Annotated in this window: 10 protein-coding genes; 5 read left to right on the top strand and 5 right to left on the bottom strand. The window is 61.8% G+C overall.

Annotation, left to right across the window (positions count from 1 at the left end; all coding sequences use genetic code 11):
- Window positions 1–3421 (bottom strand): retention module-containing protein (locus HBR94_RS26305; protein ID WP_170045806.1); only part of this gene is annotated, 3421 nt, incomplete at its 3' end.
- A gap of 464 nt (window positions 3422–3885) precedes the next feature.
- Between HBR94_RS26305 and HBR94_RS26300 the strand changes: the two genes are divergently transcribed.
- The 3 genes from HBR94_RS26300 to HBR94_RS26290 are packed head-to-tail and all read left to right on the top strand — an operon-like array spanning window position 3886 to window position 8792.
- Window positions 3886–5244, top strand: a complete 1359-nt coding sequence (locus tag HBR94_RS26300; RefSeq protein WP_115127631.1) for a TolC family outer membrane protein — start codon at window positions 3886–3888, stop codon at window positions 5242–5244.
- A gap of 23 nt (window positions 5245–5267) precedes the next feature.
- Window positions 5268–7427, top strand: a complete 2160-nt coding sequence (locus HBR94_RS26295) for a type I secretion system permease/ATPase (protein ID WP_170045804.1) — start codon at window positions 5268–5270, stop codon at window positions 7425–7427.
- A gap of 9 nt (window positions 7428–7436) precedes the next feature.
- Window positions 7437–8792, top strand: a complete 1356-nt coding sequence (locus tag HBR94_RS26290) for an HlyD family type I secretion periplasmic adaptor subunit (protein WP_170045802.1) — start codon at window positions 7437–7439, stop codon at window positions 8790–8792.
- 102 nt (window positions 8793–8894) lie between these two features.
- Here the strand turns inward: HBR94_RS26290 and HBR94_RS26285 are convergent, their stop codons facing one another.
- Together HBR94_RS26285 and HBR94_RS26280 are read right to left on the bottom strand one after the other, a co-directional pair.
- Window positions 8895–9491: a DTW domain-containing protein gene (locus HBR94_RS26285; RefSeq protein WP_170045801.1), complete on the bottom strand. Its 597-nt coding sequence runs from the start codon at window positions 9489–9491 to the stop codon at window positions 8895–8897.
- A 2-nt stretch (window positions 9492–9493) separates the two neighbouring features.
- The gene (locus tag HBR94_RS26280; protein WP_057441205.1) at window positions 9494–10387 is read right to left on the bottom strand and encodes a LysR family transcriptional regulator; all 894 of its coding nucleotides are present in this window, start codon (window positions 10385–10387) and stop codon (window positions 9494–9496) included.
- 176 nt (window positions 10388–10563) lie between these two features.
- Between HBR94_RS26280 and speB the strand changes: the two genes are divergently transcribed.
- Together speB and HBR94_RS26270 are read left to right on the top strand one after the other, a co-directional pair.
- On the top strand, window positions 10564–11514 hold the full coding sequence (gene speB, locus HBR94_RS26275; RefSeq protein WP_120732183.1) for an agmatinase: 951 nt from the start codon (window positions 10564–10566) through the stop codon (window positions 11512–11514).
- 53 nt (window positions 11515–11567) lie between these two features.
- Window positions 11568–12950 (top strand): sodium:solute symporter, encoded by a 1383-nt coding sequence (locus HBR94_RS26270; protein ID WP_170045799.1) that lies wholly within the window; start codon window positions 11568–11570, stop codon window positions 12948–12950.
- Window positions 12951–13002: 52 nt separating this feature from the next.
- Here the strand turns inward: HBR94_RS26270 and HBR94_RS26265 are convergent, their stop codons facing one another.
- Together HBR94_RS26265 and HBR94_RS26260 are read right to left on the bottom strand one after the other, a co-directional pair.
- A complete protein-coding gene (locus tag HBR94_RS26265; RefSeq protein ID WP_178112939.1) occupies window positions 13003–13383 on the bottom strand; it encodes a hypothetical protein in 381 nt (126 codons plus the stop codon).
- A complete protein-coding gene (locus HBR94_RS26260; protein WP_262153169.1) occupies window positions 13380–13946 on the bottom strand; it encodes an N-acetylmuramoyl-L-alanine amidase in 567 nt (188 codons plus the stop codon). The genes HBR94_RS26265 and HBR94_RS26260 overlap by 4 nt, the downstream gene beginning before the upstream one ends.
- Window positions 13947–14016 lie beyond the last annotated feature (70 nt).

Below are 14016 nucleotides of genomic sequence, written 5' to 3'. Positions count from 1 at the left end.
GGGTGCCGTTGCCGCCGCCATTCAGGGCCATGAACTGCGGGTCAGTCTTGTCGAGGGTGTAGACATAACTGCCATCGGCAAACAGTTGCAGGGTGCCGTAGGTACCCACGATGGTAGTTGGCGTAACAGGCCCGGTCGTTATGCGGTCAGCACCTTGTACATCATTGCCCAGCACGCTGCCGCTCAGAATGAGCTGGCTCTCAGAAGCAATACCAGCGGGGTTGTCGTCGACGGCTTTTGGCACGTCGTCGACCACATTGACGTCCAGTAAACCATTGTCGCTGCTGTTGTTGCTGTCGGTGGCGACCACCGCGAACGACTCACTGATGCTATTGGTGCCCGCGCCGTTTGGGTGGCTGTCGATACCGTTGAGGGTGTAGCTGTAGCTGATCACCCCCGTGCTGGCGTTGTAACCGGTGATGGTCAGGGTGTTTCCGAAGCCAGTGGGTTCCGATTGTGGGAAGGTCGCGGCGACGCCGTTGGTGACGACGCTGATGCCGCCCACAGTAAGGTTTTTCAGGCCGTCCAAGGCCGTCACCGTGAAGGTGCCGGATTGGGTCAGCGCAGGCCCATCGTTAGCGCTGCCCAACGGCAGGTTTTTCTCGTAGACGGTGACTTCGCCACCATTGACGTTCAGGCCGGTCAACACCACTGGGTCGTCGTTGTTATGCACCTGCAACACCAGGTTGGCGGTGCTGGTGTCGCCGTCGAGATCGTTAAGCTGATAGGTGAAGGTTTCGGTGCCGTTGCCGCCGCCATTCAGGGCCATGAACTGCGGGTCAGTCTTGTCGAGGGTGTAGGTGTAGCTGCCATCCGCGAACAGCTGCAGAGTGCCGTAGGTACCCACGATGGTAGTTGGCGTAACCGGCCCGGTCGCTATGCGGTCAGCACCTTGTACGTCATTACCCAAAACACTGCCGCTCAAGGTCAACAGACTTTCCGAGGCCACTTGTGTATTGGTGTCATCAACTGCAGTCGGCACGTCGTCGACCACACTGACGTCCAGCGAACCATTGGCACTGCTGTTGTTACTGTCGGTGGCGACCACCGTAAACGACTCGCTGATGCTATTGGTACCCGCGCCGGCTGGGTGGCTGTCGATACCGTTGAGCGTGTAGCTATAGCTGATCACCCCCGTGCTGGCGTTGTAGCCAGTGATGGTCAGGGTGTTGCCGAAGCCGGTAGGTTCCGACTGCGGAAAAGTAGCGGCAACGCCGTTGGTGACGACGCTAATCCCGCCCACAGTCAGGTTTTTCAGGCCGTCCAAGGCGGTCACCGTGAAGGTGCCGGATTGGGTCAGCGCAGGCCCATCAATAGCACTGCCCAACGGCAGGTTCTTCTCATAGACCGTAACCTCCCCGCCATTCACCTCAAGCCCCGTCAACACCACCGGGTCGTCATTGTTATGCACCTGCAACACAAGGTTGGCGGTGCTGGTGTCGCCATCGGCATCCGTCAGGGTATAGGTAAAGGTTTCAGTCCCATTACCGCCGCCATTCAATGCCAGAAAATCGCTATCGGCGGTATTCAGCGTGTACACATACGTGCCATTCGCCGCCAACTCCAACGTGCCGTAAAGCCCCGTGAAGGAGCCCGGCGTAATCGGCCCGGACGCGACCCGATCGGCGCCTTGCGCGTCATTGGTCAACACCGTGCCGCTCAGGGTCAGCAGGCTTTCGGAGGCCACTTGCGCATTGCCGTCATCGGCAGCGGTCGGTACATCGTCCACCACACTCACGTGCAGAGTGCCGGTGGCGGTGCTGTTGTTGGTGTCGTTGGCGATAACGCTGAAGCTCTCGGTCAGGTCATTCAACCCGCCCGCCGACGGATGCGCCTCGGTGCCCGTCAGGGTATAGCTGTAGCTGATCACCCCGGTGGCCGGGTCAAACCCGGTGATGGTCAGGGTATTGCCCAGGCCGGTGGCGATGGATTGCGGGAAGCCGGCGGCGACACCGCCGGACACCACGCTGATACCGCCCACCGACAGGTTCTGCAAGCCGTCCACGGCCGATACGGTCAGGCTGCCGGCGCGGGTCAGCGCGCCAGCGTCAGGGCTGCTGCCGTCCACCAGGTTTTTTTCATAGAGGGTCAGGTCGGCGCCATTTACGCTGATGCCGCCAATCACCACCGGGTCATCATTGTTGTGCACTTGCAGCACCAGGTTGGCGGTGCTGCTGTCGCCGTCGGCGTCGGTCAGGGTGTAGGTGAAGGTTTCGCTGCCATTGCCGCCGCCCTGCAGCGCGACAAAATCAGGGTCGGCGGTGTTCAGCGTGTAGGTGTAGCTGCCGTCAGCCGCCAGCACCAGAGTGCCGTATTGACCGCTGAACGTGCCGCCGGTGATCGGGCCGCTGGCGACGCGGTCGGCACCTTGGGTGTCGTTATCCAGGACGTTGCCGCTGAGGGTCAGCAGGCTTTCCGAAGCGCGGCCCTCATGGCTGTCATCCAGCGCCTTGGGCACGTCGTCGATGAGGGTGATATCCAGCGAGCCGGTGGCGCTGTCGTTATCGCTATCGGTGGCGACCACCGCGAATTGTTCACTCAGGCTGTTGCTGCCGTTGCCCGACGGATGGGCCTCATTGCCGGTCAAGGTGTAGCTGTAGCTGATCACCCCGGTGGCTGCGTTGTAGCCGGTGATGCTCAGGGTGTTGCCCAGCCCGGTGGTGATAGTTTGCGGGAAGCTGCTGGCCACCCCGCCGCTGACCACGCTGATGCCGCCCACGGTCAGGCTTTGCAGGCCATCGGGCGCCGAGACGTTGAAGGTACCGGTCTGCACCAACGCCGCCGGATTGCTGGCCGAGCCTTGTGCAAGATTGGCCTCGTTGAGCGTCAACTCGCCGCCCTCGACCTCCAGCCCACCCAGGCTCACCGGGTTGTCGGGAGGCACTACCACGGGCTGGTCGTTGCCGGTATCGGGCTGGCCGGCGACCTGGAACAACGGAAACTCAGGGATCCCGCCAAACCCTGCCGTGGGAAAGCCGATGACCGGCTCCACCCGCCCGGCGACTTCGGTCAACAACACAAAGGAGTGCCCACCGCCCAGCTCACCTGCCGCCGTGCTGCCGGTTTGGCCGGCGGCCGTGGCTTCAGCGGTCTGGGTCGGGTCGTCACCGGCGGCGATGGCTTTTTGCAGTTGCTGCACATCGGTCAACTGTGCCTGGCTCGGTGCGAGGTCTTCCGAGGCGTGAATCTGCGGCGCCTGGCCAGCCAGCAATTGCGGGGAAAGGCCCAGGCTGCTGTCGCGCCCCAGGGTCAGCTCCTGGCCGTTGGTCAGTTGCACCGCGACTGCACCGGCCGCACCGGTCTGCAGTTGCTCGCCGGCAAACAGTCGGTCGCCTTCGATCAGGCTTCGGCGACTGCCATCTCCTGCCACGGCAAAGACTTCCCCAACCACCTTGCTGACAACACCGATTAACTTGGCCATGCGCTTATCTCCCTGTCCGACCCCAGTAGTCGGCACCTCGGTTACGTGCACAAGTGCAGTGGATCGGGGGGGCCGGAAGTGGCACAAAACTGATTCAAATCAGCCGCCAACCCGCGCTTCAACCCCGTTACAGAGAGCCTTTCAAAAGAGGCAGCGACAGAAAACCGTCACAAAAAATCGCCCCTTTTTTCGCTACCCCATCACCTGCTTGCACTTGCGATTGAACTTTCCCCGAGCCGAAAAACACGCCACAGCGCACATAACTCAAGGCTTGTGCTTTGAACAATGTCTTGCTTCGCGCAGAACGCATAAGTTTTTTTGGACATAAACATTATGAGAAATCCTTCTTAGGTCCCCCCGCAAATGTTCTTAGCTGTGTTGTTACAAGCCTGAGACGGTTTGCCCTCTAAATTCGTCAAATAAATGGCGACAGACCAGTAACACTGACACCGGGAGATGTACCCATGCGCGCCTTTACCCCCCTCTGCAGCGCGATTCTGATCGCCATGGCCTGCACCAACACCCAAGCAATGTCACTGACCCAAGCGATCCAAAGCACGCTGGACACTCACCCGGAACTGAATGCCAGCCGTAACAGCCGGCTTTCGGCCGATGAAGATGTAAAAGTCGCCAAAGGCGGCTTCTACCCCAGCCTCGACCTCAATGCCGCCTACGGCCGTGGCTACAGCGACAACAGCACCACCCGCGCCCGTGGTGGCAATCACCACACCGAGACCGACAACTACACCCAGTCGGAACTGCGCCTGCGCCAGATGCTGTTCGACGGTTTCAACACCTCCAACGAAGTGCAGCGCACCGGGGCGGTGGTCAACTCCCGCGCCTATTACACCCGTGGCACCGCCGAGAGCCTGGCCCTGCGCACCGTCGAGGTGTACCTGGAAGTGCTCAAGCGCCGCGACCTGCTGACATTGGCCAAGAACAACCTGCAGGCGCACCTGCGCGTCACCGACCAGATCGGCCTGCGCACCGAGCGCGGCATCGGCAGCACCGCCGACCGCGACCAGTCCACCGCCCGCCGGGCCCTGGCAGACAACAACTACCAGACCGCACTGGTCGACCTGCAAGACGCCGAATCGAACTTCTATAGCGTGGTCGGGCGCATGCCGGATGAATTGGAAAGCCCGGCGTCGATCAAGGGCGAGCTGCCCAGCGACCAACTCGGCGCCCGGCGCAGCATGCTGGAGAACAACCCCTATCTGAAGTCGGCCCAGTCCGATGTGATGGCCGCCGAGAGCCAGTACGAGGTGGCCAAGTCGCCGTTCTATCCACGCTTCGATGCCGAGGCGGCGGTGGGCGCCAATAACAATGTGCAGGGCGACCTGGGCCACGACAACGAATGGCGGGTGGGTGTGGTGATGAACTACAACCTGTTCCGTGGCGGCAGCGACAAAGCCCGCCTGGCGTCGGACTCGCACAAGATCAACCAGGCCATGGACATCCGCAACAACGCCCTGCGCATGCTCAACGAGAACCTCAACCTGGCCTGGCATGCCATGGACAACGCCCGCATCCAGACCCCCACCGCCCGCGAATATGCCGAAACCACCCAGCGCGTACGCGCGGCCTATCAGGACCAGTTCGGCCTGGGCCAACGCACCCTGCTGGACCTGCTGGACAGTGAAAACGAGCTGTACAACGCCAACCGGCGCTACACCGAAGTGCGCTACACCGAAGAGTTCTCCATGTACCGCGTGCTGGCCAATATGGGCGAGTTGCTGAACAAGGAGCGCGTGGTGGTGCCGGCCGAAGCCATTGCCCAGTCGGAAGTCAGAAGCGAAGCCCACCTGCCTGACCTGAAGTAGCCAACGACGTGGAGCAGATCGCCGTGAGCCAGATGGAACCGCTGAACCCGGGTGTCGACCCGCGCCAGAGCTTTGATGACCCGTTGCTCGACGGCCTGCTGATCCTCTGCAAGCTGCACGGCTGCAGCGTCAGCCGTAGCAGCCTGAGCGCCGGCCTGCCCTTGGCGCAACAACGCCTGAGCCTGGACTTGCTGCCACGGGCCGCGGCCCGGGCCAGCTTGCAGGCGCGGGTATTGCGCCGGGACTTGAAGGCCATCTCGGCGCTGAACCTGCCAGTGCTGTTGCTGCTCAACGAAGGTCGCTGCGCGGTGTTGCGGCGCTGGGGCGAGGATGGCCAGGCGCTGATCCTGCCCAGCGAAGCCGAAGGCGGCGAACAGTGGGTCAGCCGCGAAGAGCTCGGCGCGGCCTACAGCGGCCAGGCCCTGTTTGCCCGGCCACGGCACGAAATCGAAGACCTGCGCGCGCCGCTGGTGCCAAGAGTCGAGGCGTGGTTTCGCGACACCTTGAAGCTGTCGCGCTGGCTGTACAGCGATGCAATTCTCGCCAGTTTGCTGATCAACCTGCTGGGCCTGATGGTGCCGCTGTTCGTGATGCAGACCTACGACCGCGTGGTGCCGAACCAGGCCACCTCGACCTTGTGGGTACTGGTGATCGGCCTGCTGATCGGCACGGCGTTCGAGCTGGTACTGCGGGTGGTGCGCGCCCATCTGCTGGACACCGCCGGCAAGAAGACCGATGTGATTTTGTCAGCGACCCTGTTCGAGCGCATCACCGGCATGTCGATGAAGGCGCGCCCCGCCACCATCGGCGGTTTTGCCCAGAGCATCCATGACTTCCAGGGCCTGCGCGAATTCCTCACCGCGGTGACCCTTACCAGCCTGATCGACCTGCCCTTCGCCGTGCTGATGCTGGTGGTGATCGGCCTGCTCGGCGGCTGGCTGGTGATCATCCCTTTGTGTGCGTTCCCGCTGACCATCGGCTTTGCGATGCTGATCCAGGTACGCCTGCGCGACACCGTGCAAAAAAGCCTGAGCCTGGGCGCCGAACGCCAGGCGCTGTTGATCGAAACCCTCAGCGGCCTGGAAACCCTCAAGGCCTGCAGCGCCGAAAGCGAGCGCCAGCACCAGTGGGAAAGCACCCACGGCGCCCTCACCCGCCTCGACAGCCATGCGCGCAACCTCTCGGCGCTGGCCACCAATGGCACGCTGTTCATCCAGCAGTTTTCCGGGATGGCGACCATTGTTGCCGGGGTCTACAGCATCATCGCCGGCAGCCTCAGTGTCGGCGCGCTGGTGGCCACCTACATGCTCGGCAGCCGGGTATTGGCGCCGCTGGGGCAGATCGCCGGGTTGATCACCCGCTACCAGCAGGCGCAATTGACCATGCGCAGCACCGACGCGCTGATGGCCCTGCCCCAGGAGCGCGACCCGCAGCAGCGCCCACTGGAGCGCACGCAACTGAGTGGCGCCCTGGAAGTCAGCCAGGTCACCTTCCGCTATGCCGGGCAGAACACCCCGGCCCTGAGCCAGGTCAGTTTCCAGCTCAAGGCTGGCGAGCGCGTGGGCATTATCGGCCGCAGCGGCTCGGGCAAAAGCACACTGGGCCGCCTGGTGATGGGCTTCTACGCGCCAGAAGAAGGCCAGTTGCTGCTCGATGGCCTCGACCTGCGCCAGCTGGATGTGGCCGACCTGCGCCAACAAGTGGGCTATGTGGCCCATGACCTGCCGCTGTTGGCCGGCAGCCTGCGCGATAACCTGACCCTGGGCGCGCGCTATATCAGCGATGTGCGGATGCTCGAAGTGGCCGAACTGACCGGCGTCAGCGAACTGGCCCGCCAGCACCCACAAGGCTTCGACCGGCCGGTGGGCGAGCGCGGGCAACTGCTGTCCGGCGGCCAGCGCCAGGCGGTGTTGCTGGCCCGCGCGTTGCTGCTCGACCCGCCGATCCTGCTGCTGGACGAACCCACCAGCGCCATGGACAACAGCAGCGAAGAAACCCTGCGCCAGCGCCTGGAGCTGTGGGTCAAGGGCAAGACACTGCTGTTGGTCACGCACCGCACCTCGATGCTCAGCCTGGTCGACCGCTTGATCGTGCTGGACAACGGCCGCATCGTTGCCGACGGCCCCAAAGAAAGTGTGATTGATGCACTGCGCAAGGGCCGTGTCGGCTCGGCCGCCGTCTAGGAGCCCACCATGTCAGCCACTCCCGCGCCACCGGGCTACTTCAAGAGCTTTGGCAAAACCGCCGACAGCGAATTCATGCCCGAACTGGCAGGCGCTGCGCTGCAGGACTCGCCGCGCCGTTCACGGATTATCGTGTGGCTGACCGCCGGCCTGATCATCTGCGCCCTGCTGTGGGCCAACTTTGCCGTTCTCGATGAAGTGACCATGGGCGAAGGCAAGGCCATCCCGTCGAGCAAGGTGCAAGTGATCCAGAACCTGGAAGGCGGCATCGTCACCCAGATCTACGTGCGCGAAGGGCAGATGGTGGACAAGGGCGACAAACTGCTGCAACTGGACGACACGCGGTTCCGCTCGAACAAGGGCGAAAGCGAAGTCGACCGGTATGCCCTCACCGCCCAGGTCGAACGCCTGTCGGCCGAGGCCGAGGGGCGGCCGTTCAAATTGTCCGATGAAGTGATCGCCAAGGCTCCGCAAGTGGCTGAAGACGAGCGCTCACTGTTTGAACAACGCCAGCGGCGCTTGAGCAGCGAGCAACGGACCTTGAGTAAACAGTTGCGGCAGAAAACCCAGGAACTGGCGGAGTTTCGCTCCAAACTGGGCCAATTCAGCTCCAGCCTGGCGCTGCTGCAACAAGAGATGAACATGTCGGCCCCTCTGGTGGGCACCGGCGCGGTGTCACCGGTGGAAATCCTGCGCCTCAAACGCAGCGCCGTGGAGATCCGTGGCTCGTTGAACGCCACCACCCTGGCAATCCCCCGGGCGGAATCGGCGATCAATGAGATCAAGAGCAAGATCGACGAATCGGTACAGACCTTCCGCTCGGAAGCGGCCAAGGAACTCAACGAAAAACGCACCGACCTGTCAAAAATCACCGCCACCAGCATCGCCATCGATGACCGCGTCAGCCGCACCACCGTGGTCTCGCCGGTGCATGGGGTGATCAAGCAATTGAAGGTCAACACCATCGGCGGTGTCGTCCAGCCGGGCAGCGACATGGTGGAAATCGTCCCGCTGGAAGACAACCTGCTGATCGAGGCCAAAGTACGGCCCCAGGACGTGGCGTTCTTGCATCCGGGGCAGAAGGCGATGGTCAAGTTCAGTGCCTATGACTACACGATCTACGGCGGGCTGGCGGCGAAACTGGAACTGATCGGCGCCGATACGATTACCGACGACAAGGGCAACAGCTTCTACCTGATCCAGGTGCGCACCGATAAGAACCATCTGGGCGGGGATAAAAAACCGTTGCTGATCATCCCGGGGATGGTGGCAACGGTGGACATTATTACCGGGGAGAAAAGCGTGCTGGATTACTTGCTCAAGCCGGTGTTGAAGGCACGCACGGAGGCGATGCGCGAGCGTTAGCGGTGTTTGGGCAGGCGCCATCGCCGGCAAGCCAGCTCCTACATCGACCGCGTATGTCTTGAGCGGCGCGGTCAATGGGGGAGCTGGACCTGGGTGAACCGGCTAATCACCCCCATGATTGCGCTGAAACACCTCCTCCCCCATCGCTGCAATCTGCCCGTCGATCAACGCCTCAAACGGCCGCAACAACGGATCAAATGACTGCGGCGCCTCCAGCACCTGCAACGCCTGCGCAATTGCCTCCACCGTCGACAACGCCCCTGGCCCCGGTGCCTTGCGCAACCGGTAACGGGACACTGCGCCCGCCGCCAGCGTCACCCGTGGCAACGCCGCCAGCAGCGGGTTGAGGTGCAGCAACTTGCGCGCCTTGCGCCAGGTACCGTCGGGCACCACCAGCAGCAACGGCTCATCGGATGGGCCATAGGTCTGCAGCGACTGCGCCTCTTCGCCAGGAAACAGCAGCCGTGCCTGATAGCCCGGAGGGTTGAGCAAGGTCTGCAAGTCTTCAAATACTTCGCCCACTACCAACTGCGTATTCACCAGGCCCAACGCGGCGAGGCGCGCGGTGTTGAGCGCATGGTTGACCTCGCTGGGATGCTGCAACAGCAACACCCGGGTACGGCTGTGCAGGCTCGGGATCAGCGCGCACAGGCAGTGGGTGGTCGGCCGCAGGCAGCGGGGGCATTGGGGTCTGGACATATTCAGGCCTGATTGAGCTGTGCTTTGAGTAAATCGCGAAAGGTCTGGATCAACGGTTCGCGGCTGCGCCCGCGGCGCATGATCAGCGAAAACGGCGCCTGGTAGCCAAAAGTCGCCGGCAACAGCACCCGCAAGTCGCCCTTGTCGGCCCAGGCCTGGGCGTAGTGCTCGGGCAAGTAGCCGATGTAGGCGCCGGACAACACCAGGATCAACTGCGCCTCCATACTTTCTACAGTGGCGGCGCTGTGTTTGAAGCCATGGCGCGCCAGTTCCGCCTGGCTCCAGTAACCGCGCCCGACCATGCGTTGCTGGGTAATCACCTGCTCCGGAATGCGTCGCTCGCTGAACAGCGGATGCCGCGAACTGCAATAGAGCCAGTGCTGCTCGCGGTACAGCGGCATGTAGACCAAGCCGCTCATGCGGTTGGAGAAGGCGCCGATGGCCAGGTCCAGGCGATTGTCCTGCACCCCCAGTTGCAGCTCGTAGGGGCTCATCACCGATAAGTGCAGATGCACCGCCGGGTGCTCAAGGCTGTAGGCGCCGATGACTTCGGCAAATGGCAGGGCCTTGTCGCTGACCGTGGAGTCGAGCACACCCAGTTTGAGCGTGCCGCGCAGTTCGCCCTTGAGCGCCGCCGCGTATTGCTCGAAGCCCTCCAGTTCGCCCAGCAGGCGCAAGGTTTCCTGGTGAAACAACTCGCCCTTGCTGGTCAGGCTGAACCCGCCACGCCCGCGATGGCACAGCACCAGGCCCAACGCGCCTTCCAGTTGGCTCATATAGGTGCTGATGGCCGACGTCGACAGGTTGAGCTCATGCTGGGCATTGGCAAACCCCTGGTGGCGCACGACGCTGACGAAGATGCGCAGCAATTTCAGGTCGGGCAAGGCATTGGCCATGGACGCTCCAGGCAAAAAGTCGGCGGACAGGGAACAGGTTTCGCAAACCGGTGGAGTCTACCCCAGGCATTAGTTTAGAAAAATCTGAACTAAGTATTTCCCCACAGCGATTCTTCCGTTGCCGGGCATTTCGCAGAATCGGCCTCTGATAACCACAACAACGATGAGGCACTGCCGTGGACAAGATCTTTCACCAACCACTGGGCGGCAACGAAATGCCGCGCTTTGCCGGCATCGCTACCATGATGCGCCTGCCCCACCTGCAAACCGCCGCCGGCCTGGATGCGGCCTTTGTCGGCGTGCCCCTGGATATCGGCACCTCGCTGCGCGCCGGCACCCGCTTCGGGCCGCGTGAAATCCGCGCTGAGTCGGTGATGATCCGCCCCTACAACATGGCCACCGGCGCTGCGCCGTTCGACTCGCTGTCGGTGGCCGACATCGGCGACGTGGCGATCAACACCTTCAACCTGCTGGACGCCGTGCGCATTATCGAAGAAGCCTACGATGAGATCCTCGGCCATAACGTAATCCCGCTGACCCTGGGCGGCGACCACACCATCACCCTGCCGATCCTGCGGGCGATCCACAAGAAACACGGCAAGGTCGGGCTGGTGCATATCGATGCCCACGCCGACGTCAACGACCATATGTTCGGCGAGAAAATCGCCCACGGCACCACCTTCCGCCGGGCCGTCGAAGAGGGCCTGCTCGATTGCGACCGTGTGGTGCAAATCGGCCTGCGCGCCCAGGGCTATACCGCCGAAGACTTCAATTGGAGCCGCAAACAGGGGTTCCGCGTGGTCCAGGCCGAAGAATGCTGGCACCACTCCCTCGCGCCGTTGATGGCCGAAGTCCGGGAAAAGGTCGGCGGCGGCCCGGTGTACCTGAGTTTCGACATCGACGGCATCGACCCGGCCTGGGCGCCCGGCACCGGCACCCCGGAAATCGGCGGGCTGACCACCATACAGGCGATCGAGATCATCCGGGGCTGCCAGGGCCTGGACCTGATTGGTTGTGATCTGGTGGAGGTTTCGCCGCCCTACGACACCACCGGCAACACCTCGTTGCTGGGCGCCAACCTGCTGTACGAAATGCTCTGCGTGCTGCCTGGAGTCACGCACCGTTGATGTAGCGCGTCACCTGATTAGTCCATAAAAACAATAACTGGAGAGGCGCCACCATGGCTCTGGATCTATTCGTCGTACTTATCTACGCCGCCGGCATGCTCGTGCTCGGCTATTTCGGCATGCGCCGGGCCAAGACCCATGAAGACTATCTAGTCGCCGGGCGCAACCTGGGGCCGACCCTGTACATGGGCACCATGGCCGCAACGGTGCTGGGCGGCGCGTCCACAGTGGGCAGCGTGCGCCTGGGTTATGTGCATGGTATTTCCGGGTTCTGGCTCTGCGCGGCGCTGGGCACGGGGATCATTGCGCTGAACCTGTTTCTCGCAAAACCCTTGCTCAAGCTGAAAATCTTCACCGTGACCCAGGTCCTGGAGCAGCGCTACAACCCCACGGCCCGCCAGGCCAGCGGGCTGATCATGCTGGCCTATGCGCTGATGCTGGCGGTGACCTCGATCCTGGGGATCGGCACCGTATTGCAAGTGATGTTTGACCTGCCGTTCTGGGCCGCCATCCTGCTGGGTGGTGGCGTGGTGCTGGTGTATTCGACCATTGGCGGCATGTGGTCGCTGACGCTAACCGATATCGTGCAGTTTGTGATCAAGACCGTCGGCCTGATGTTTATCCTGCTGCCGATCTGCCTGTACCGCGTAGGCGGCTGGGATGAACTGGTGGCCAAACTGCCGGCGGCCAGTTTCAGCTTCACCAGCATCGGCTGGGACACCATCATCACCTACTTCATGATCTACTTTTTCGGCATCCTGATCGGCCAGGACATCTGGCAACGGGTGTTTACCGCCCGTGACGCAAAAGTCGCCCAGTACGCAGGAACCTTCGCCGGCTTCTACTGCATCCTCTACGGCCTGGCCTGCGCCCTGATCGGCATGGCCGCCCATGTGCTGATCCCGGACCTGGACAACGTCAACAACGCCTTCGCCGCCATCGTCAAACTGTCGTTGCCCGATGGCCTGCGCGGCCTGGTGATCGCGGCGGCCCTGGCGGCGATGATGTCCACCGCCAGCGCCGGCCTGCTCGCCGCGTCCACCGTGCTGACCGAAGACCTGCTGCCGCGCCTGCGCGGCGGCAAGCAGTCGAGCCTGAACATCAACCGCTTGTTCACCCTGCTGACTGGGATGGCCGTGCTGGGTATCGCCTTGATAGTCACCGACGTGATCAGCGCACTGACCCTGGCCTATAACCTGCTGGTCGGCGGCATGCTGATCCCATTGATCGGGGCGATTTACTGGAAACGCGCTACGACGGCGGGTGCGATCAGCGCCATGGCATTGGGGTTTGTCACGTCACTGGTGTTTATGGTCAAGGATGGCTTGGAGGCAAACACGCCGATCTATTACAGCCTGGGCGTGAGTGTGGTGAGTTTTGTGCTGGTGAGTCTGCTGTCGCGTCGGCCAGAGGTGGCGGCGGCCGATGCAGCCTGATTGAAGCAGACTTGAGCGGGTGCGATGTCGGTTGTCGCACCCACCCTCTTATTTACTGTTCAGGTCTTTCAAACAGATCACCACATTCGTCACAGGCAAAGTACTGCTCTTTCGCCGAACACCAGATGACCCCAGTAGCTCCCGCCCTAACCTGCCATGTGCAGATATGCCCGTTGTACTTCAGGTTGCCCTCCAGATAACAAGGGGCCCACTCGTAACGGTCATGCAGGGTGCGGCTATCAATCTTCGAGGCGCGCTGGAAAAACGCCTGCACACGGTTTGGATCAAGGGGCACATCAGAAGGCCGGCAACTCTCAGGTTCTTGGGATTGGAAGCTGGAGACAACAATGCCTTCAAGGTCGGGCGTGTGCCGATCCGTACATCCCGCAAGAACGAGTAATGCGCCTATCGGCCATGCTTTGATCGGCATCATTCCCACACCGCACTACTGGCTTCACCCGGGTTTTTATAGGATATCTGCGGGTGCCTGTAGACATCACCCGAGGACAGGTTGAAATGAACATATAACTCGTTGACGAGCCATTGAAGGGATTGGTTCTGCAAGGGGGTAACGGACTCATACCGCGAGGTATCCAAGTGTTTGCCCACCAATTCGATGCCAATAGAGTCGGAGTTCACAGGATAGCTTTTTGCTCGCTCATGTGCGTCCAACGCCTTGATCTGCGCAGTCCACGATAACGCTTGAATACGGGCCATCTGGGCGCTGTCACACGATTTTTTATCAATCGCCAGACACTTCGAGCGTATGAGCTTTCCAACGTGGTAGCAGCGCTTTTTCAAGCTGGCCGTCTGGTAAACAAAGCCATTTTTATCAATCAGAAAGTGCGCACCACTGCCTTTTGCAAGGTAGCCGTTGAACGTATGTTGCGCAGTAGGTGCATCCGTCTGGTGGACAACTAAAGCATGTATACCGTCCAGATCCCCATGCTCAATCGCGTAAAACCGACGCAGTATCACCTTGGCGGAAACCAGCATTCCATCACTGTTAACACACGACATAGCCCTGTCTTCCTTCCTTGAAGAGAGCAGGAATATAAAGCGTCCA

Origin of the sequence: Pseudomonas sp. WS 5412 (assembly GCF_012985615.1) — a bacterium.
Lineage (GTDB): Bacteria > Pseudomonadota > Gammaproteobacteria > Pseudomonadales > Pseudomonadaceae > Aquipseudomonas > Aquipseudomonas shahriarae.
Note: the sequence above shows the minus strand (reverse complement) of the source record. Positions and strands in the feature narration are given on the sequence as shown.

What these genes read in the sequence shown, in the direction of transcription:
- HBR94_RS26280 (WP_057441205.1), bottom strand. Translation starts at nt 10,387, where the DNA reads ATGGCCAATGCCTTGCCCGACCTGAAATTGCTGCGCATCTTCGTCAGC.
- HBR94_RS26285 (WP_170045801.1), bottom strand. Translation starts at nt 9,491, where the DNA reads ATGTCCAGACCCCAATGCCCCCGCTGCCTGCGGCCGACCACCCACTGC.
- HBR94_RS26265 (WP_178112939.1), bottom strand. Translation starts at nt 13,383, where the DNA reads ATGATGCCGATCAAAGCATGGCCGATAGGCGCATTACTCGTTCTTGCG.
- HBR94_RS26270 (WP_170045799.1), top strand. Translation starts at nt 11,568, where the DNA reads ATGGCTCTGGATCTATTCGTCGTACTTATCTACGCCGCCGGCATGCTC.
- HBR94_RS26260 (WP_262153169.1), bottom strand. Translation starts at nt 13,946, where the DNA reads ATGCTGGTTTCCGCCAAGGTGATACTGCGTCGGTTTTACGCGATTGAG.
- HBR94_RS26290 (WP_170045802.1), top strand. Translation starts at nt 7,437, where the DNA reads ATGTCAGCCACTCCCGCGCCACCGGGCTACTTCAAGAGCTTTGGCAAA.
- HBR94_RS26300 (WP_115127631.1), top strand. Translation starts at nt 3,886, where the DNA reads ATGCGCGCCTTTACCCCCCTCTGCAGCGCGATTCTGATCGCCATGGCC.